Origin of the sequence: Halarcobacter sp., from assembly GCF_963676935.1 — a bacterium.
Lineage (GTDB): Bacteria > Campylobacterota > Campylobacteria > Campylobacterales > Arcobacteraceae > Halarcobacter.
The window spans coordinates 959562-980266 of the sequence record NZ_OY781470.1 but is presented as its reverse complement, the minus strand read 5'-3'; the positions used below and the strand labels follow the sequence as shown (position 1 = coordinate 980266).

Annotated in this window: 23 protein-coding genes; 8 read left to right on the top strand and 15 right to left on the bottom strand. The window is 25.2% G+C overall.

From position 1 onward, the window contains the following. Window positions 1-37: 37 nt before the first annotated feature. Entirely contained in the window at window positions 38-673 is a 636-nt protein-coding gene (locus ACKU4C_RS04840; protein WP_321314914.1) for an HAD-IA family hydrolase, read from the top strand. Here ACKU4C_RS04840 and ACKU4C_RS04835 read toward each other — a convergent pair. Continuing rightward, window positions 659-1774: an aminotransferase class I/II-fold pyridoxal phosphate-dependent enzyme gene (locus ACKU4C_RS04835; RefSeq protein ID WP_321314913.1), complete on the bottom strand. Its 1116-nt coding sequence runs from the start codon at window positions 1772-1774 to the stop codon at window positions 659-661. The two genes, ACKU4C_RS04840 and ACKU4C_RS04835, sit on opposite strands and share 15 nt — an antisense overlap. A 329-nt stretch (window positions 1775-2103) precedes the next feature. On the opposite strand from ACKU4C_RS04835, the gene ACKU4C_RS04830 reads away from it, so the two are divergent. Next, the gene (locus ACKU4C_RS04830; RefSeq protein WP_321314911.1) at window positions 2104-2853 is read left to right on the top strand and encodes a hypothetical protein; all 750 of its coding nucleotides are present in this window, start codon (window positions 2104-2106) and stop codon (window positions 2851-2853) included. A gap of 72 nt (window positions 2854-2925) precedes the next feature. After that, window positions 2926-3393: a ferritin family protein gene (locus ACKU4C_RS04825; RefSeq protein WP_321314909.1), complete on the top strand. Its 468-nt coding sequence runs from the start codon at window positions 2926-2928 to the stop codon at window positions 3391-3393. 16 nt (window positions 3394-3409) lie between these two features. On the opposite strand, the gene ACKU4C_RS04820 is transcribed toward ACKU4C_RS04825, so the two are convergent. The 6 genes from ACKU4C_RS04820 to ACKU4C_RS04795 all read right to left on the bottom strand — a co-directional run bounded on the left by ACKU4C_RS04820 (window position 3410) and on the right by ACKU4C_RS04795 (window position 8009). Further along, window positions 3410-3706 (bottom strand): hypothetical protein, encoded by a 297-nt coding sequence (locus ACKU4C_RS04820; RefSeq protein ID WP_321314907.1) that lies wholly within the window; start codon window positions 3704-3706, stop codon window positions 3410-3412. A 14-nt stretch (window positions 3707-3720) separates the two neighbouring features. Then, window positions 3721-4914, bottom strand: coding sequence for a hypothetical protein (locus ACKU4C_RS04815; RefSeq protein WP_321314905.1), 1194 nt, complete (start codon window positions 4912-4914; stop codon window positions 3721-3723). Between the two features lie 92 nt (window positions 4915-5006). Further along, window positions 5007-5564 (bottom strand): TlpA disulfide reductase family protein, encoded by a 558-nt coding sequence (locus ACKU4C_RS04810; protein ID WP_321314903.1) that lies wholly within the window; start codon window positions 5562-5564, stop codon window positions 5007-5009. An 8-nt stretch (window positions 5565-5572) separates the two neighbouring features. Beyond that, window positions 5573-6001 carry a disulfide oxidoreductase gene (locus tag ACKU4C_RS04805; RefSeq protein ID WP_321314901.1) on the bottom strand — a complete coding sequence of 143 codons (429 nt, stop codon included), beginning with the start codon at window positions 5999-6001 and terminating at the stop codon, window positions 5573-5575. A gap of 58 nt (window positions 6002-6059) precedes the next feature. Further along, entirely contained in the window at window positions 6060-7055 is a 996-nt protein-coding gene (gene mltB, locus ACKU4C_RS04800) for a lytic murein transglycosylase B (RefSeq protein ID WP_321314900.1), read from the bottom strand. A 27-nt stretch (window positions 7056-7082) separates the two neighbouring features. Continuing rightward, window positions 7083-8009, bottom strand: coding sequence for a methyltransferase domain-containing protein (locus ACKU4C_RS04795; protein ID WP_321314899.1), 927 nt, complete (start codon window positions 8007-8009; stop codon window positions 7083-7085). Window positions 8010-8140: 131 nt separating this feature from the next. Between ACKU4C_RS04795 and ACKU4C_RS04790 the strand changes: the two genes are divergently transcribed. Next, entirely contained in the window at window positions 8141-9517 is a 1377-nt protein-coding gene (locus tag ACKU4C_RS04790) for a PhoH family protein (RefSeq protein WP_321314898.1), read from the top strand. 74 nt (window positions 9518-9591) lie between these two features. After that, window positions 9592-9954 carry a hypothetical protein gene (locus ACKU4C_RS04785; RefSeq protein WP_321314896.1) on the top strand — a complete coding sequence of 121 codons (363 nt, stop codon included), beginning with the start codon at window positions 9592-9594 and terminating at the stop codon, window positions 9952-9954. A gap of 18 nt (window positions 9955-9972) precedes the next feature. On the opposite strand, the gene ACKU4C_RS04780 is transcribed toward ACKU4C_RS04785, so the two are convergent. Genes ACKU4C_RS04780 through ACKU4C_RS04765 form a run of 4 tightly spaced genes read right to left on the bottom strand, consistent with a single transcriptional unit; the run spans window position 9973 to window position 14522 of the window. Then, complete coding sequence (locus ACKU4C_RS04780) at window positions 9973-10254, bottom strand: peptidylprolyl isomerase (protein WP_321314894.1); 282 nt, start codon at window positions 10252-10254, stop codon at window positions 9973-9975. Between the two features lie 43 nt (window positions 10255-10297). After that, a complete protein-coding gene (dbpA, locus tag ACKU4C_RS04775; RefSeq protein ID WP_321315921.1) occupies window positions 10298-11629 on the bottom strand; it encodes an ATP-dependent RNA helicase DbpA in 1332 nt (443 codons plus the stop codon). Window positions 11630-11682: 53 nt separating this feature from the next. Beyond that, on the bottom strand, window positions 11683-13989 hold the full coding sequence (locus ACKU4C_RS04770) for a PAS domain S-box protein (protein WP_321314892.1): 2307 nt from the start codon (window positions 13987-13989) through the stop codon (window positions 11683-11685). A 2-nt stretch (window positions 13990-13991) separates the two neighbouring features. Then, on the bottom strand, window positions 13992-14522 hold the full coding sequence (locus ACKU4C_RS04765; protein WP_321314890.1) for a DedA family protein: 531 nt from the start codon (window positions 14520-14522) through the stop codon (window positions 13992-13994). Window positions 14523-15089: 567 nt separating this feature from the next. Between ACKU4C_RS04765 and ACKU4C_RS04760 the strand changes: the two genes are divergently transcribed. Together ACKU4C_RS04760 and ACKU4C_RS04755 are read left to right on the top strand one after the other, a co-directional pair. Continuing rightward, window positions 15090-16241: an EAL domain-containing protein gene (locus ACKU4C_RS04760; protein ID WP_321314889.1), complete on the top strand. Its 1152-nt coding sequence runs from the start codon at window positions 15090-15092 to the stop codon at window positions 16239-16241. Then, window positions 16231-17034, top strand: a complete 804-nt coding sequence (locus ACKU4C_RS04755) for a diguanylate cyclase domain-containing protein (RefSeq protein WP_321314887.1) — start codon at window positions 16231-16233, stop codon at window positions 17032-17034. The genes ACKU4C_RS04760 and ACKU4C_RS04755 overlap by 11 nt, the downstream gene beginning before the upstream one ends. On the opposite strand, the gene ACKU4C_RS04750 is transcribed toward ACKU4C_RS04755, so the two are convergent. Genes ACKU4C_RS04750 through ACKU4C_RS04735 form a run of 4 tightly spaced genes read right to left on the bottom strand, consistent with a single transcriptional unit; the run spans window position 17021 to window position 19813 of the window. Then, a complete protein-coding gene (locus tag ACKU4C_RS04750) occupies window positions 17021-17935 on the bottom strand; it encodes a biotin-dependent carboxyltransferase family protein (protein WP_321314886.1) in 915 nt (304 codons plus the stop codon). The genes ACKU4C_RS04755 and ACKU4C_RS04750 overlap by 14 nt on opposite strands. Then, entirely contained in the window at window positions 17932-18609 is a 678-nt protein-coding gene (gene pxpB / locus ACKU4C_RS04745; RefSeq protein ID WP_321314885.1) for a 5-oxoprolinase subunit PxpB, read from the bottom strand. Before pxpB ends, ACKU4C_RS04750 begins: the two co-directional genes overlap by 4 nt. Beyond that, the gene (locus tag ACKU4C_RS04740; protein ID WP_321314883.1) at window positions 18609-19340 is read right to left on the bottom strand and encodes a 5-oxoprolinase subunit PxpA; all 732 of its coding nucleotides are present in this window, start codon (window positions 19338-19340) and stop codon (window positions 18609-18611) included. The genes pxpB and ACKU4C_RS04740 overlap by 1 nt, the downstream gene beginning before the upstream one ends. Window positions 19341-19378: 38 nt before the next feature. Then, entirely contained in the window at window positions 19379-19813 is a 435-nt protein-coding gene (locus ACKU4C_RS04735) for a hypothetical protein (RefSeq protein ID WP_321314881.1), read from the bottom strand. A gap of 82 nt (window positions 19814-19895) precedes the next feature. Here ACKU4C_RS04735 and ACKU4C_RS04730 point away from each other — a divergent pair, with 82 nt between their 5' ends. Beyond that, entirely contained in the window at window positions 19896-20702 is an 807-nt protein-coding gene (locus ACKU4C_RS04730; protein ID WP_321314879.1) for a DUF4197 domain-containing protein, read from the top strand. The last annotated feature ends 3 nt before the right edge of the window (window positions 20703-20705 follow it).

Here is a 20705-nt window from a genome sequence, read left to right as displayed (position 1 = left end):
CTTTAGTATACTTCCAAAAAACTAAAGGGATTCTTTTTTGAAAAAATATATTTTATTTGACAATGATGGGGTTTTAGTTGAAACAGAACCTCTTTACTATGAAGCAAGTAAAAGGGCTTTAAAAGAATTTTTTAATGTAAATCTTCAATTTGATGATTATATGAAAATAATGACCGATGGGAAAGGTGTGTGGGTAGCTGCACCTAATGCAAGTCAAAAAGAGATAGTAATTGCAAGAGAACAAAGAGATGTTTATTATCAAGAATACTTAAAAAAAGAAGATATAGCAATAAATGATGTTCATGAAGTTTTAAATGAACTAAGTAAAAACTATAAAATGGGAATTGTTACAACTTCTAGAAGAGTTGATTTTGAGATAATCCACAATAATAGAGGAATAACAGATTTTATGGATTTTGTTTTATGTGTAGAGGATTATCCTAAATCAAAACCTTTTCCCGATCCATATTTAAAAGGTGTAGAGATTTTTAATGCAAAAAAAGAAGAAACTTTAGTAGTGGAAGATTCACAAAGAGGATTAATCTCTGCAAACAAAGCAAATATTGATTGTGTTATAGTTCATAATCAATTTACTCAAACACAAGATTTTTCAACAGCTAAACACAAAATAAAAGATTTAAAAGAGTTGTTAGAAGTTTTACCCTCTTTTTAAATACTCTTTTAATCTTTTTATACCCTCTTTCATATGTTCAATATCTCTTGTATAGGCAAATCTTAAATATCTATTTGTATTATTTGAACCAAAATCAATCCCAGGTGTTGTAGCTATATGTATATTTTCTAACAATTCTTTTGCAAAGGAAAAACTATCATTGGTATATTTTGATACATCAGCCCAAAGATAAAATGCTCCATCAGGTTTAGCATCCACTGTAAATATCTCATTTAATTCATTAAATAAAAAGTCTCTTCTTTCTTTAAATATATCTTTTATAGAATCCAAATACTCATAATCAAAAGCTTCTAATGCTCCATATTGTGACAATGTTGGTGCTGATATAAAAATATTTTGTGCTATAATTTCAGCTTCTCTACTTAAATATTTTGGAACAATCATCCAACCCAAACGAAGCCCTGGCATACAATAATATTTTGAAAAACCATTAATAACTATTACATCATCACTAAAATTAAGAGCTGAACTAGCATTTTTTTCATAAACTAAACCATGATATAACTCATCAGATATAAAAGCTATCTCATTTTTATTACAATACTCTATTAACTCTTTTAAATTTTTATCACTATAGATATTTCCTGTAGGATTAGAAGGTGAAGAGATTTGTAAAGCATCAATTTTATTGTTTTTAAGATGTTCAGTATTCAACTGATAATCACATGATTTATCAATATTCATAAAAACAGGGTCTATATCAAGCATATGAGCAAAGTTTTTATAACAAGGATAAGATGGGTCACTTAGACCTAATTTTCCTTTATGCTTTAAAGTTAAAGTATATGCAACTAAAAATGCTCCTGAAGTTCCAGGAGTAAGTAGTACTTGAGAAGAGTCTATATTTACATCATAAACTTTTTTATAGTGTTTAACAATCTTTTCTCTAAGTTCTAATAAACCTAAACTTTCAGTATAAGAGAATTTATCACTTTCTAAAGCTTTTTTCAACCCTTCTTTTACTTTTGGCGTAGGATTTAAATCTGGTTGCCCTATTTCAAAGTGTATAGAGTCTTCATATTTTTGAGCGTCTCTAACAATATCCATTACAATAAAAGAGCTCATTTTTTCATATCTCATATAATATTCCTAATTTTAAAAGAAAAGATTATATCAAAAAAGTTATAAGTGGGATTTAAAAAAGATGCAATGAAATTAGCAAAAGCGAAGGAGAAGAATAAATACTTTGCTAATTTTCATTGCGTTTTGGCTGTGTTATTTTACATCAAATTTTTTAATGTATTGAAATCTTAACAGAATAGACTTAAACATTTTCATATATAAAAAACAAATAGGATAATTTTAGTCTTATTTAAGTTTAAATGATAATTTTTATCGTTAAATAGAGTTTTTACGTAATAATATGCTCTTTTTAGATATTATTATAAAAAAGAATACTAAGGACATATATGCAATATTTTGGTGTTATTGAAACTAAATATGAAGAGATTTTTTTAACTTCAAGTTTTTTATACTTTAATAGAGAAGATGAAGAGATAAGTGTTAAAGAGTTAAAGCAATTAATTAAAACAAATAAAGATAAAAAAAAGAATATCGCAGGAACAATATTTTTATACAATCCTGTAATAACACCAGTAGGGTATGATTCTAATTCTTTCCTTTTAGACCAAGACTTCGATAATTTTGGAGAATATATTGAATTAAAACAAGAAAACTATATTACAGCCTTTAAACAAGCTTTATGTGCAAACTATGAGGGGAAACTTGTTGAGATAAAAAATCTATTTAATCTTAATGAAGAAAATATTGATGCATCGCAACTTCTAACAAAATTTAATTCTGATTTAGAAACATATAACTCGACACAAAATACAGAATTTGACAGAGATATAATGTACTTTGATGCACAAACTTTTATTCCAAGTGGTAAATTTGTATTTTTTGCTTGGGGAGAAAAAATCAACTCTAAAGAGTTTCCTTATATCGATAGTTATGCAAGAACAATTTATGATAGAGTAAAACAAATGGGTAAAAAAATAGCTTTTGTTTATAAAAAAGAAAAAACTCAACCTTGGTGTGAAGAGCATCTTCAATTTGCTGCATTAACAAAAAATAATAACAAATATAAACATGCAATCACACATTCTATTAAAAAATCATTTGAACAAGTGCCACCTGTACCTGTAGCATATGAATAAATTAATTATTTCATTGACTTAATTTATATTGTGTGATATTATATTACATAAACTTATTTTAAAGGGACTAGTATGAACGTTTATGAATACGCAATGAAAGTTGAAAAAGAGGGTGAAGCTTATTATAGAGAGATGGCATCAAAGGCACAAAATTCTGGATTAAAAAGAATTTTTACAATGCTAGCTGATGAAGAAGTTAAGCATTACAATATCTTTAAAAGTATGATGAAAAAAGAGGATATGGATTTAGATAAGTTAGATCTTATTACAGATACAAAAACTATATTCCAAACTTTAAATGAAGAGAAAGATAATGTTACTTTAGATGCTGACCACATTGAATATTATAAAGATGCAATCGCTAGGGAAGATAACTCTCACGATTTTTATGCTACTAAAGCCCAAGAGTTAGAAGATCCAAAAGAGAAAACAGTTTTTTTACAAATTGCAAATGAAGAGATTAAACACAAAAAAATACTAGAAGAGATTGTAATTTATTTACAAGAACCTGCTGACTGGGTAGCTAGTGCAGAATTTTAAAGGTGATTTTCCACCTTTAAAAGGAAGCCAGCTTAGATATTAATGCTTTAACTTCTGCTTCATCAAAGAATATATTATTATGTAATTCTTTACTTGCTTGTTTTAAAAATTCTATCTTTTTTTGAGACAAGATATCTTTATCATTTTCATATTTTGAAATCAATTTCATCATCTCATATTCATATTTTTTTGTAATCTCTTCTTTTTTTAAATAAGATGGTTTAGCATTTATAGTTGATCTTCTAAAAAGTAATACAACTAATCCTACTAGAAGAATAAACATAACTAAATATACAAAAGTATTATCACCCACAATTTTCTCCAGAATTAATTATTTTGAATATTGCTAGATAGTGGTCTTTTATTTAAAGACTTTGCTTCTAAAGCAATAGATTCAGCTCGTTTTGCTATTGTTAATGCTTCTTCTATCTTTTTTGTATTTTCTTCATTTAAAGCAATATTATCAACTCTTTCTATCAATGTTCTAAACTCCATATGACCTAATACTTCAATTACACCCTTTGATTTTGATACAAATTCAATATGCTCTTTATCTCTCCAATTATTTGTTAGAGATTCATCAATATATTTTTTATATTCATTTTCAATTTGAAGAGGATTTGCAATAAAAGCTAAATCTAAATAAATATCATCTTTTTTATCAAAAAACAGATTATATAATTGTTGTAAATAGTTTGAAAGTTTTAAAGTAGAGATATAATTATAAACTTTTTCATTTTGTTTTGATTCAATTAAATATTCTAAAATATTAATTGAAACTTCAAAATTTCCATCTTCAAATATAGCATCTAATTTTTCTTTACAATATTTATAGATCTGTTTAGACTTTTCCTCTTCCATAGATTCAACTAGTTTATATATATCACTATTATAACCGAAGCTAAACCTATCTAATTCTTTTTTCATAATATTTAATATATATTCAGGATTTGAAAGAGTATTTGCATAAGATACAATTGCATTTATGTTTTCAAGTTCATTAGTATTGTAATTTGTATTTTCACAATAATATTTTATATCTAAAAACAGATTTTCCTCTAAAACTTCTTTTGATTTTGTTTCAAAAAATTTTGTAAGTTCAGTATTATTGTATTTTTTAGAACCTTTTGCTAAATTTTCAAAACTTTTACTTAAACTTGAATAACTATCAATTTTTTTATTGATATCTAAATTAGCAATTAGCTTTGCTGCTCTAAATAATATATGTTCTTTTAAAGAGTTTAAACTTGTAGCAACCTCTTCTCCACGCCTAGGAAGTTCCTCAACAAGAAGTTTTATTTTTTTATCAAAATCATCAAAAGATCTTAAATCTTGAATAGTTTCTACTAGTTTTAAAGCATTTTTCCTTTTTATTGAACGATCAATAAAAAAATATCCTATTAGAATTAAAACAACTATAATACCCAATGTAATCAATGTTTCATTAGGTGCTTTTTGATAAATATCTGAGATGTTAAAAGAAGAGTCTTTTACAATAGTTATAAAATCAGGTAGTGACATTTTGCTCCCTCTATATTTTTGTAATTAGAGTATACAAAAATATAGCTGATATTTGAAATCAAGAGCAAAACTATAAATAGTTTTAAAATACCTTAGTTACTTTTTATATAGTTTTCTAAGTCTTCTTTATCAACTTCACCTATATAATCTTTTGCAAAGTTACCCTCTTTTGAGTAAAGATAAGATTCTGGGACTTTCTTTACATCATTGAAAGCTTTTGCCATTCTAAAGTTTTCATCACCAACTGTAACAGGAAATTTAATATTATATTTTTTTATAAACTCTTCAAGTTCTTTTGGGTCTTTATCTTTTTCAAATAATACTGCAACTATTTCAAATTTATCTGAATACTTTTCATATAATTCGTTAAATATAGGAATCTCTTTAATACACGGTGGACACCAAGTTGCCCAAAAATTTACTAAAACAATTTTATCTTTTATTGTTTTTGATTTTAAAGTATTATTTTCAACAGTTAAAGAGATAGTTTTCCCTTTTGTTGTTTTTAAAGTATATGTTTTATTACTTAAAGCTTTTAACTCTTCAAAACTTCCGCTGTTGTCAACTATCGGTTTTGCTTCCTCTTGGGAATTACATCCTGTAAAAAAAACTACTGCTAAAATTGAAAATAAAAATAAAAAATTTTTCATCTGCATCCTTAATATTTTTTTGATTTATTTTGACCAATTAGTAATAAAATTAGTATTAAACTAAAAGCACTTAATGAAAGAAAAGGTATATTTATAAAACCAAAATATTCAAAATATTCTGTTGAACATGGAACCCCATGTTTGCAAGGTACAACATCATCACTAATTATTCCCCACATTAAAAGATTATGATAAAAAGAGAAACAAAAACCAATAAAAGCTAATGGTATTGCATATTTAAAAATACTATAATCACTCTCTAATAAATTAACTAAAAATAAAAAAACTAAAGGATACATAAATATTCTTTGGTACCAACACATTGTACATGGAATAAAATCCATAAACTCACTAAAAAACAAAGACCCCAAAGAAGCAATACTTGCAATTAAAAAACAATAAAAAATTGTTATTGATATAACTTTTTGATTATGCATAACTATCCTATAAATAAAATATATTTTACCTTTTATATGTGTAGTGAGTGTGGATTCACTATATTTTTCTATATAAGGATTTAATCTCTTTTGCTAGTTGATAAACTACCATAGCATAGTAAGAACTTCTATTATACCTAGTGATTACATAAAAGTTTTCTGTACCATACCATAACTCATCATATCTTTTTCTATCAAGTTTTATTAAATGTACTCTTTTAGGATAATAAAATCTATTTGATTTTGGTTTAATTCCTGTAAGTTTTGAACGTTTGTATTTATATTTATATCCCGTTTTAAATCTATTAAATCTTTTTCCTTGATAACTAACTCTAGTTGCGACAGGCACAGTTCTATTCCACCCTGCTTTGCTAAGATAGTTTGCGACACTTCCTATTGCATCTATCTCATTATTTAAATCTACTATTCCATCATTATTAAAATCAACTGCAAGTTTTTCAAAATTGCTTGGCATAAATTGAGCTAAACCAATTGCACCTGCGTATGAGCCATATATTTTTTTTGGATTCTTTCTATTTTTTTTAGACAAGATCAGAAATTGTTTTAATTCACTTTTGAAAAATTTATTTCTTCTATTTTTTTCAAAACTCAATGTTGCTAATGTATCAAAAACAGGATACTTACCTGTATGCTTTCCATAAAAACTCTCAACACCTAAAATTGCAGTTATATACTCAGATTGAACTCCAAAAGTTTTATATGCTCTTCTTAGTTCTTTTTTATATTTTTTCATAAAAAGTGCACCTTGAGAAACTCTTTTGTCAGTTATAAATATTTTTTTATATCTATCCCAAGTACCTTTTCTTTTTTTATTTTTATTTTTTTTAGGCTTTTTATAAAAATTTAAAGCACTCTTCTGAATTTCAATTTTTGAAAAAAGTTTTTCTAACTCTTTTTTGTTAAAACTATAATTTTTAGATAAATCATTTATAAAAATTTTAACTTCTTCTTTTTTACTAAAATTTTCTATTTGTGCAAATAAAGTACAAGGAAAAATAAAAATCATTAATATTTTAAGATATAAATTATTCATAGAAAACCTTTTTGTCTAAATTTACCTCTATCTTATAGATGTAGCAGTTAAAAATATATAATATTGACCTGTTAATGTAACTCTAAATTTCTTTTGTTGTAAATACTTTTTACAAAAATAGGCATCTTTAAAAAGTACAGACAATTCAGGAAAAGAATAGTTAGCAGCTTTTGCGCCATATATAATCTCACCATCAATCCATCTAGAATTTGGAAATCCTAAAATCATGCTTCCATCTTTTTTCAAATAGTTTTGAACAATATTCATAAATGTTTTATTAAATTCCAAATTTGAACTTTGAAATGTACCAATTGATATTATTAAATCAAACTTACCTAAATGTAATTTATCAATCTCTTTAATATCAAAATTAATTAGTTCTACATTTTTATCATCAATAAAAATACTTTTCGCTTCTTCAATAGCAGAGGAACAATAATCAATTCCTACAAAATCAGTATTTTTAAAAGAATTAAAATATTGTTTTATCAATATAAACTCATTGCCATTGTTAATTCCAAGATTTAAAACTCTTTTCTTCTCTTCAATTTTTACATTTTTCAAACTATTTAAATATGTTAATAGAATTTCTGGTTGTTCATTTTTATTTATTGAATAAAATTTAGAATCAACTCCATATTTCTCTTTATCATTAATCTTTATATTATGAAAAGAGTCTTCAGTATTAAGTTTTTTGAAAACTAATTCAATAGTGTTTGAAGATTTAATTTTAGGTGTTAAGATTTTACAAAATAGCTTTTGAGCTAAATCTGTCCAATCTTTATAACCTCTATATTTGTAAACTGTATTATCAACATCAATCAATTCACCACAATAAGAATTAGTTGAACAATCAGGGTTTAAAACCTCAATAGAAACTTTATTATCAGATTCTAAAGATAATTTTAAATAATCAATAATTTCATATAGATTTTCATTTGTAAACTTCTTCATAGCTCTTCTTTTTATTCTTATTATAACTAAATTATTCAAACTATTTTTATATATACTTCTAACATAACTTGATTACAAAATATATACATATTAGTAATTGTATTATAAATATTTAATGCTATAATTGTTCTATGAAAGAAAAAGTTTACGTAATAGATACAAATATCATCTTACAAAACATACAAAACTTAAATAGAATATCTGACAATAAAACAAACACAATTGTAATTCCTGAAACAGTTTTAATTGAATTAGAGGACAAAAAGAAACTGGCAAATGAGTTAGGTTACTATTCAAGAGAATTTGCAAGACTTTTGGCAAAGATGAAGATAAAAGAGGTTGACTATAAAATAGGCTTTAAAGTTGTAAAACTTTTTAATGATGAATTAAATCTTCATATAATTTCAAAAGAGAAATATGAATCTGAAATTGAGCAAGTTCACTTAAGTGAAAGCAATGATAAAAGAATAATTGAAGTTGCTGCTATTGCACAAGATTATTATAAAGGTGCACAAACACACTTTTTGTCTTTAGATGTTTATGCAAGAACATTTGCTTTATTTAAAGGGATAAAAACTGAAACCTTACATGATGACAAATCAACAGTTCCAAACTTTGAGTTTGTAAAAAATATTAAACTTGATTCCTCAATTTTTAATTCACTTGATGGTGCAGATATTAAAAAATTTGACGAAGAGTATACATATGAAAATTTCGGATATATCTTTGAAAGTAAAGATGGAAATACAGCATATGCTATTATTGTGAATGAAAGAATTAATCTCTTAAATGATTCTGATTTTAAAGCTTTACAAGTAAAACCAGTAAACTTAAAACAAAAACTTTTTATGAAAGCTATTTTAACTGATATGTTTGATCTACTTGTAATTGATGCAAAAGCTGGTTCAGGTAAAACTCTTATGTCTATTGTAAGTGCTATGAGGCTTATTGATTTAGGACACTATGATAAGATTGTATATGTTAGAAACTCAATTGAGTCACTTGATAAAGGGGCAGATATTGGATACCTTGCTGGAAATGATGAGAAGTTTAGAATCTATAATATGGCTTTACAAGATACTTTAGAATTTATTGCAAAAAAACATCTTAAAAAAAGTGAAAATAGAGAAAACAAAGAATCTATTGAATCAAAAATTTCTGAGCTAACATCTAGATATTGTATTGAAACACTTTGGCCAGGAGAAGCTAGAGGTAGAACTTTATCTGAAGCAATTGTAATAATGGATGAATGGCAAAACTCAAGTGAAAAAACCACACAACTTATTTTAAGTAGACTTGATGAATCGTGTATGGCTATTGTTATTGGGTCAAATAGACAAATAGATAATTTGTATTTAAACAAATACAATAATGGTCTTACTACACTTTTAAAACAAACAAGGAAAAAACATCCTGAGATAAATATGTTCGCAATAGAATTAGAAAAAGCTGTAAGGGGTAAATTTGCAGAATTTACAGAAAGAATTTTTGAAAAGAAAAAACAATAATTATTGCAAATTGAAATATTTTAAATACTAAATAAAAAAACAGGGTAAGATTTCAATAAAAAAGGAGTTTTACCATGTCTATCTTAGGCCAATGCCCATACTGCAAAGGCAATGTTATCTCAAAAAAATTTAATACAAATGGAAAACAAATCAAACTTTATACTTGCGAAAATGCAAAAAAAGAGTATGATGAAAGTGAACAATATGTATTTACAGCCGATTCAACTTGTAAATTTAGAGTTTATTCAAATGCTTTTTTAAGATGGAATAAAAAAAGTTTTTCTGAAAATGAGATGCGAAAACTATTAAGAGAGGGACAAACAGTTGTAAGACTTCATGGAAGAAAAGGTACAGGTGAATATTTTAAATATGTAATTACTCATGAAGAGTATGGAGTTAGTATACTTTGGGATGAAGAGGTTGAGCAAAATGCTTAACCTCTGAATAATTTTTTATTAATCTTCTCTTGAAGTTGTTTCTAAAAGATGATATCCAAATTGTGTTTGAACTGGTCCATGTACTACATTTACAGCTTCATTAAAAACTACTTTGTCAAACTCTGGAACCATATCCCCTTGATTAAAAGTTCCTAACTCTCCACCTTTTGCTCCTGATGGACATTGAGAATACTCTTTTGCTAAATCTTCAAACTTTTCACCATTTTCAATTCTTGTTTTTAGTTCATTACAAAGCTCTTCACTTTCAACTAAAAGATGTCTTGCACTAGCTCTTGCCATATTTTTTCCTTTTGTATTTTATAAAAGAAAAATTCTATCATAACTACTTTTCAATAAGTTTAAATAGTTTTTTCTTTATTTTAATCTTTCCTAATTTTAATAATCTATCATCTAGTACTTCATTTTTAACTGCTACAAAAGATACAAAATCTAAAATAGTTATATTTCCAATTAAATCTTTATCTAAGCCTTCACCAGCAGTAAGAGCACCTAAGATATCACCTTTTCTTAGTTTGTGTTTTTTACCACCAGTTATTAATAAAGTTTTATATTCTGCTTGTGGCTTATAAGAAGAATCTTCATATTCTAAAACATCACAAAACTCAATATCAGAAAATTTTTCATTTATTGGTTTAACTTTATACAATTCATCTTTATCATATAAAGTTATAGCTATACCTTTTTTTTCACCTCTTGCTGTTCTTCCTATTCTATGTGTATGAATTGTTTCATCTCTGGCAATATTAAAGTTTATTACAAAATCTATATTATCAATATCAATACCTCTTGAAACAATATCTGTTGCAATTAAAATAGGTAAAGAACCATTTGAAAAAAGAATTACAGTTTCATCCCTTTCTCTTTGATCTAAATCAGAATGCAAAGTCAAAGATTCAACTCCTCTATTCCATAATTGTGTAGATAAATCTTCACACATTGCTTTTGTATTACAAAAAATCAAAATTGTTTTCATCTTATAATGGGAAATAACTCTTAATAAATCATCAACTTTTCTATCTTCATTTGTTTCATAAAATTTTTGTGTTATCGATTCTTGTTTATGAGTTTCTACATTTTCTATAAAAAGAGGTTTATCTAAAAGTTTTGAAGATAACTCCTTAATCTCTTTTTCATATGTTGCTGAAAACAATAAAGTTTGTCTTTTTTGTGGGATATATTCTGCAATTTTTACAATATCTTCATAAAACCCCATATCTAACATTTTATCTGCTTCATCTAAAACAAAACTATTTACACTTGAGAAATCTATTTTTGTTTCATGTATATGTTGTAAAATTCTTCCCACTGTACCAACAACTATATGTGCACCAACTTCTAAAGAAGCTACTTGTGGTTTAAAAGGTGTACCCCCACATAAACTTAATACTTTTATATTTGGTATAAACCTTAAAACTTTTTTTATCTCAAGACTTATTTGATTTGCTAATTCTCTAGTTGGTGCTAAAATTAAACTTTGTATAACCATTGGTTTGTTTTTGACTTCATTTGCCAAAGGCAAAGCAAAACAAAGTGTTTTTCCTGAGCCTGTTTTTGATTTTACAATTACATCTTTTTTTTCTAAAATATCTTTTAAACACAAAGATTGTATTGTTGTCATTTGTTCAAATTTTTCAAACTCTAAAGCTTGTAAAATCTCATTTTTTATTTTTAATTCATTAAATTTTTTAATTTTTTCTTCCTAATTTATTATTTTGTTAGTGGCAAAGTGATTATAAACTTTGCCCCTTTATATGTATTATCTTTATGGGTAAAAATTTCATTTTCTACACTTATTTGACCATCCATATGTTTTACTATAATCTCTTCACACATATATAAACCAATACCTGTACCTTCACTATTATGTTTGGTTGTAAAGTATGGCTCAAAAATTTTTTCTATAATTTTTTCGTCTATTCCTTTACCATTATCTTTTATCTCTAAAATATATTTATCATCTTTTATATATGAACTAATCAATATTAGTTTCTCGCCATCTATTTTCATTAATTGATCTCTTGAATTATTTAAAATATTAATAATTACTTGCAAGAATTCATTTTCCAAACCATACAATTTATAATCTTGGATATCTTTGATAATATCTATACTTCTATTTTTAAATTGTGGTTTTACTAAAGAAATAGCTTTATACATTACATCAGACATTTTAAAATATTTTTTTTCAGAATTTGGCTTAAAAAAGTTTCTAAAATCATCAATCGTTTTTGATAAATATTGTGTCGTATCGTTAATAGTTGTAAAGGTTTCATCAAGTTTTTCATCAGTTAATGCGCCAATTTCACGTTGAATCTTAGCTCCAGTTGCTGCTGTACTAATCAAACTTAAGGGTTGTCTCCACTGATGGGCTATATTAGATAACATCTCTCCCATAGCTGCCATTTTAGACTGTTGTAATAACATTAAATCTTTTTGCTTTAACTCTTTTTCTGTTTCAACTCTTTCAGTTATATCATTTATTGTACCCATAGATTTAATAAGTTTATTATTCTTATCATGAATATATTCACCCTTGACTTCAACATACCTAAGTATGCCATCTTGTCTAATAATTCTATGTTCAAAACTAAATTGATTGTCTTTATTTAGAGCAAAAGTTTTATTTTCATCTAACTTACTTCTATCATTTTCATGCACACTTTTCTTAAACTCATCAAACTTTAATTCACTAATATTCTCATCATATCCAAATATTCTTTTTGCTTCATCAGAAAATGATATTTTATTAGTAATGTAGTTATGTTCCCAATTTCCTATATGTGCAATTCTTTGTGCATCATTTAATATTTTTTGTGATTTTAGTAGTTCTCTATTTTGTTTTTCTAAAATCAATTTTAATTTATCTTCTTTTGTTATATCAATTCTATAAGATACAAATTCTGTAATTTCGCCGTTATTATCTAAAATAGGTCTTGCAATAACAATAAAAGATAAAATTCTCCCATCTTTTGATATGTTTTTAACAGTATCTTTAATACTTTTTTTATTCTTTAATAACTCAATAAAATTAACTTTTGAACTCTTTTTTTCATCTGAATACTCTATAATACTATATGGCTTTCCAATAATTTCTTCTTTTAAGTAACCAAAAGTCTCACAGAACCCTTCACTAACATAAGTAAATTCTTCATTTTCATTATACTTAGATACTATAGTACAGTTTTCAAGAATAGTTGTATATTGTTTTAAATACTCTTTTGACTCAATCAATTTTGTTTTTTCTTTTTCAACTTGAACTTTAAATTTATTAATAGTGTTCGTAGTGTACTTATTGATTTTTAAAATAAAAAAAATTAAAAATACTAAAAAGAAAACTGTAATCTGAATATAACTTTTTAATTCTTCATATATATTTTTTTTTATTTTTTTATCAATTAAACCTAATTCATCTTCAATATCTGAAATAAAAAATCCACTCCCAACAATCCAATTCCATTTGTTTAAAAGTACAAAACCTTTTTTATACATCTCTTCTTTTGTTTTAGGATGAATAAATGAATAATCTAAAAATGCATATCCATCTTTAAGAACACTATTTTGAAAATCTTTTACAAATTTTTTTCCATTTAAATCTGTTCTATTTAAATCAAGTATTTTACCTCTTGGAACATCAGGATGAACAATAACCTTTTCTAAATAAGTATTATCTTTTTGTTTAATTAAATCAAAAATAAAAAAATACTCTTTGGGATTTTTTTTATTAAATTTTTCATAATAATCAATAACATATTTTTGTTTTTGTTCTTTAGTTAAATTAATACCTTCAATTTTCGACATTAGAAGTTCATTTACAGTTTTTACATAAGTCTGAATATCTTCTTTTTTATGTTCTATATATTTCTCTTGTAGTTCAATTTTTAACCTACTATAGCTTTCTTTTTTAAAATAGATAGCTGAATATATTATTGCCATTGCAAATAAAAATACAAGCAATAAATTTACAATAAGATTAACTTTACCTATATTGTTTTCGTTTATAGGTTTATTTTTCAATATTAAATCTTTTTAAAATAATAAGAAACAGTAAAAACTATAAGTAATATAATTCCTACACCATAATATTTATACTCATCAGCATATGTTAAAATCACTTCTCCCATAATATAACTAGCATATCCAACAACTATAGCCCAAACTGCTGCTGCGACAGCATTATAAATTGTAAACTTTTTAAAAGAATATTTAGTTAAACCCATAGCTAAAGGTATAAGAGTTTTTATTCCATAGATATATTTTTGTAAAAAAACAACTGGTGAACCATATCTTCTCATCCATAAATGAGCAAGTGCAACTTTTCTACCATATTTATTCATAGTCTCTTTAGCATACTTTTTATTTGTTCTTGCCATATAAAATAAAAATTGATCCCCAATAAAATTTGATACTGCAGCTACAGCCATTGCTATATACAGATTCAAATCTCCTGTAAAAGATAAAACACCAGCTACTACTAAACCAACAAATCCTCCACCAAATGAGTATAAAAAAAGGGCAATATAACCCCAATCTCTAATAATATCTTCCAAATTAAACCTTAATCGTAATAATAAATTTTAAAAATTATTTTTTATTTTAAAAAATTATCAAAAAAAATAAATTTTGCTGCCTATTATTAATAAAATTAACTATTATTATAAATAATAGTAATAATAATATCTAAGCTTATAAAATTTATGTTATAAAACTTTTTAATATTCTAAAATAATTAAATTGAATTTTAACATCTTTTATCGATATTTATTTATAAAAAAATATAAAATATAAAATATCCAAAAAAATAGTTAGATTAACAAAATATTTTATAAATACAACACTATTCTACATAAATTTAAAAAATCTATTTTAATTTATTTTAGCAAAATATTGTTAAATTTTGTTTTTTTATACAAAGTGTATACTAGATAATATTTTTTATACAATTTTTTTATAAATTTTTTTATTGATTGAGTTAATATATACATTTCTTAAGATTAAATTACATATACTGAGAATATTGAATATAAAAAAGGTTTAAAATGTCCTTATTTCAGAGCTTTTGCAAACATTTTTACAAGAATCGGACTAAAACTATCTTCATCGTTGATGTACTTTATATGAAAGATTTAAACGCTTTTTATGGATTTAAAAATGGCGATTTTATCTTATTACAATTATATAAATTATTAAAAAATAAGGTAAAAAAAGAGATATCATCTTACCTTAAAAAAAATATTTGTATTGATATAAAAAATGAACATGTAGATGTCTTTACTGTTACTATATATGATGAGCTTGTAGAAATGGATATTATGGAAGTGAAAAATATTATTTTTAACAATATCATAAGTTCACAATTTTTTCTTATAAATACAAAAAATACTATTGATATTGATGTAACTATTGGTTGTTCAAAAGGTTTAGATAGAGATTTATTAGTTTATGCAGAAAGAGCTTTACACAGTGCAAAAATGAATTATATACACTTTATGTATTATGATTCAAAACTATATAAAAATCATTTTATAAATGAAGAACTTTTAACTACTCTTCATAGAAATATAAATAATAAAACTGTTGAACCATATTTTCAAGCAATACAAGATAACAAAACATCTAAGATAATCAAATATGAAGCCTTGATGAGAATTACAGATAAAGAAGGAAATATTATAATGCCTCAAGCTTTTATTGAAAAGGCAAGAAAATATAGGCTTTTCAATAAAATGATGGAAATACTTATATTAAAAGTTATCAAATATATAAAAAAATATAAAATTGAAGTTAGTATAAATCTTGATTACAGTGATATTTTAAATCCTACAATGAAAAATATAATTATAGATAATATTAAAAATAGTAATGTTGGTAAATATTTAACAATTGAGATACTAGAGAGTAAAAAAATCAGTAACTATTATTTAGTTAATGATTTTATTAATGACTTAAAAGCATATGATGTAAAAATTGCAATTGATGACTTTGGAAGTGGTTTTTCAAATTATGAACATATTTTAAATATTAATACTGATTATATAAAACTTGATGGAAGCTTGATAAAAAAAATTGATGTTGATGTGTATTATAATCTATTAAAAAGTATAGTCCAGTTTTGTAAAGAACAAGATATAAAAGTAGTTGCAGAGTTTGTAAGTGATTTAAAGATCCAAAGATATGTAAAATCTTTGGATATAGATTATTCACAAGGTTATTATATTGGTAAACCAGAAAAAATTGATATATTAATGAAAGGTGACAATGAAAGCTAAATTGAAAGAGATAACAGATTCTACTATAAATGAACTTTTGAGTAATGAAATAATCTTACCTTCTTGTTATTTCCAATGCTTCGATAAAAATGCTAAAAATATTGATTTGGATTTGGGAAGTGAAAGTTTTGGCAAAGAGTTAAATAATCTAATATTTAAAGAATATAATGAAATAAACTCTTATATAAATGATGCAGTAAAAACTATTGATAATGCTGCGAATATAACAAAAGAAGCTGAAAAAGCTATAGAATCAAATGATTCTTTATTACTAAAGTCTTTATACAATCAAATTGTAAATTTGAAAAAAGAACTTGAAAGTATTACAGATAATGTTTATAAAGACTATTTAACAAAAACATATAATAAAAAATGGCTTTACCAAAACTATTTAATTGATAAATCAAGTTTTAAAAATGATACTATAATCACTCTAATAGACGTTAAAGACTATGAATATATTTCTAATACTTATAATAAGCTTATCGCTGATAACCTTTTAATGTACATATCAAGTTTTATAAGTAACAGATTAGAGGAAGAGGATTTAGATTTTAAATTTGTTAGATATTTAACTAATAAATTTATTATAATATTTGAGGAAAAAGATATTCATCAAATAAATTCAATGGTAAATTTAGTTTCAAATATGTTATTTGAAGCAACATTAAAAAGCAATTCAGGAATATTAATAAAACCAACTTTTGAATATGCTATAAAAGAAGCTAAAAAAGAACAAATATTTCACGATATATTAGAAACATTAATAAAAGAAACAACTAACAAAAACTAGAATAAAATTTTTTTAGTTTTGCTTGTGCTTCAGTTATATCAATTTGTCTAAATTTTATCTTTTGTCCTGGTTTCATTTGAGCTAATTTAAAACAATCTATACTAAGAACTGAACCAATCTTAGGGTAGCCACCAATTGTTTGTCTTTCTTTTAATAAAATAATTGGTTGTCCATCTTTTGGGATTTGAGTTGCTCCAAAAGCGATCCCTTCTGAAACTATTCCATCTAAGCAAGATTCAATTTTTTCACCACTTAATTTACATGCCATCCTATTAAAATCAGGTGTAATAGTATACACAGAATTAAAAAACTTATCTTTTTCTTTTTTAGAAAATGAGTCATCTTGGTAAGATAAAACTACCCTAAGAGTTAATATAGAATCATAACTTGGGATATACTCTTTTTTCAATCTTTTAGGAATATAATGTTTATATTCATTAAAGGGTAAAAAGTCATTGTTTTTAAGTTGAGTTCCACTTAAACCACCAAGCTTTTCTTTTATTGTAACAGAGCTACTACCTAACTCCTGTTTTACATTAAATCCACCTTTCACAGCTAAATAAACTCTTTGACCACTAAGTATCTTTTTAATTTCTAAAATATCATCTTTCTTAATATTATATGTTTGCCAAATATTTTTTTCAAAGCCATTTATTTTAAACTCACATCTAGCTCCTGTGATACTTATAATTGTATCTGCAGTAGCTTTTAATTTTAATCCAGCAAATGCAATTTCTAGTAAATTTAAACTTGAATTATTATCTAATAATTTATGAGCTTTTAAAGCAGCATATTCATCTAAATAACCAGAACTAGTAATTCCTAAATGCATAAATGAAACTCTTCCAATATCTTCTATTAAAGTAAACACTCCTGCTTTTATTACTTCAAAGCCTTTCATATAGTACCACCTTGAGAAATAAATTCATCCTTGGAGATAGGATTAAATTTTATCTTTGATTCTATTGATATAGCAGATAACTCTTTTAATCTTTTATCAAAAAGCTCAAAGGCAGTTCGTCCTAAAATATTCCATCCTCCAGGGCTTTCTTTAGGATAAATTGCAGTTTGCATATCAGCAATAGCGACACTCCCTTTTGGTATTTTTTTTCTTGGAGTTTCTAATCTCGAAGTTTTTATTCTCTCATCAATAGATGCTAAATATGCAAATCCTGGAAGAAAACCTATTGCATACACATCATAAACTTTTGAACTGTGAAGATTGATAACCTCATCAACACTAAGATTTGATTTTGAAGCAACTCTTTGTAAATCAAATCCAACCTCTTTATCATAATAAACATCAATTGTTATAAGATTTGATTCAGTATCTTTATACTCTTCTAATGATGATAATTCTTCAAATAAAAAACTCTTTATTGTTTCATAATCATAATAAAAAATATCATAGGTAACTAAGATAGAAGTATAAGAGGGGATTAGTTCAACTATTCCCTTTCCTTTAAACTCTTTTAAAACTTTATATGCTGCTTTTACTTCTAATGAGCATTGTTTTGAAATAGTATTACTAAAATATAAAATTACAGAATCTACAGATGCTATTTTTATTGTCATTAATTTAATACTTTATAAAGAGCTTGGATAAAAGATAAAGCATTTTCACCATCACCATGAACACAAATCGTATCAGCTTTTATATACAATCTTTTTCCATTTATACTTTCAATAAAACCATATTCTTTTAGAGTTTTTACTCTTTGCATAATATCTAATTCATCCTCTATTACAGCATTTGGAAGCATTCTTGAAACTAAACTTCCATCATCATTATAATTTCTATCTGCAAATACTTCATATATCAAAGCTATATTATACATTTTAGCTGTATACTCAAAAGTCTCATTATCAGGATTTGATAAAATCATTAGTTTAATATTTTTGTCAAAAGATGAGATTGCACTAAGAATCGCTTTAAAGATATTTTGATCTTTCATCATATCATTATATAAAGCTCCATGGGGTTTAACATAAGAGACTGTTGTTCCATGAGCTTTGCAAAAAGAGTATAAAGCCCCAATTTGATAGAGAACTTTTGATTTAATCTCTTCTAAAGAGCAACTCATACTTCTTCTACCAAATCCTACTAAATCTTGATATGAAGGGTGTGCACCTATTGTAACATTATATTTTTTTGCCAATTCAACTGACCTATTCATAGTAACAGCATCAGAAGCATGAAAACCACATGCTAAATTTGCCAATGAGATATAAGGCATAATATGTTCATCTGCACCCATTTTCCAAATACCAAAGCTCTCACCCATATCACAATTTAATCTAATCATCTTATTACCTTGCATAAATTACTTTATTTTAACATATCCTAATATTGATAAATATGATACTTTTGATTCTCTTTTGATTTTCTATCTTCAATTTTCTTATACGTATTTAAAGCTTTTTGGTATAACTCTTCATCAACCTTTCCACCTTTAAACTCACTAATCAAAGTATTTAAAACTAAAATATATACTATTGAGTTTAATTTCATAGAATCTTCATTTTTCATCAATTTATCTAAATCTATAGCATAGACAGCTTCTTGAAAAGTAAAAAAAATTCTTTGTTTTATATCTTCAAGTCTTAAGCAATATCCTAATATGGTCAGGTAATTTTCCTCATACTCTTTATCCAACTGTTTATTTATAATCATATTTGCATATTCTTCTATTTGTACACCATACTCTAAAACCAAAACCTCAGTCTCTATAATTTTATTTTTAAAACCATGGAAAAAATCTGCTATCTTTTCAATCAAAACTTCACCTACTTTTTAATTCATAATCTAATGTATAATTTTATCTTTTTTTATCTATAATAAAAGAAAACAGGGAAAAACCATGAAAAAAAATATTATATGTACATCAATTATTCTTTCATATACTTTAACTTTTGGCTTTGATTTAGAAAGTATTGCAAAAGATGTTATAGGAAATACAACTAAAAATAGTGCAACTACAACGGAATCTTCAATATCAAATTTAAGTGATTCAACAGTCTCAAATGGTCTAAAAAATGCTTTAAAAGTAGGTGTTAACTATGCTGTAAAAACTCTTGGAAGCGAAAATGGATATCTTAATAGTTCATTAGTAAAAATCCCATTACCTGAAAATCTACAAAAAGCAGAAACACTTATTCGTAAAGTTGGTGGCAATAGAATTGCAGATGATTTAATAAAATCAATGAATAATGCAGCTAGCCAAGCAGCACCTAAAACAGCAGAAGTTTTTATAAAAGCTATTGAAAAAATGTCTCTAACTGATGCAAAAAAAATATTAAGTGGAGATAAAAATGCTGCAACAAACTATTTTAAAACTAATACAAGTGATTCTTTAAAAAAAGTTGTTAAACCTATAATTCAAAAAACGATGGAACAAAATAGCGTTGCAAGTTATTATAAAAGTTTTAATAGCTATTATAAACAATATGGAAAAGAGTATGTTGAAAGTAGTTCAGTTATGAATCTTGCAAAAAATTTTGGTGTTGATTCATATTTACCAAGTAGTAGTGATGAAGATTTAGATGATTATGTTACACAAAAAGCAATTGATGGCTTATTTACAATGATAGCAAAAAAAGAGGCTGCTATTAGAACAAATCCTGTTGAACAGACAACCTCTTTACTTAAAAAAGTTTTTGGTAATTAAATA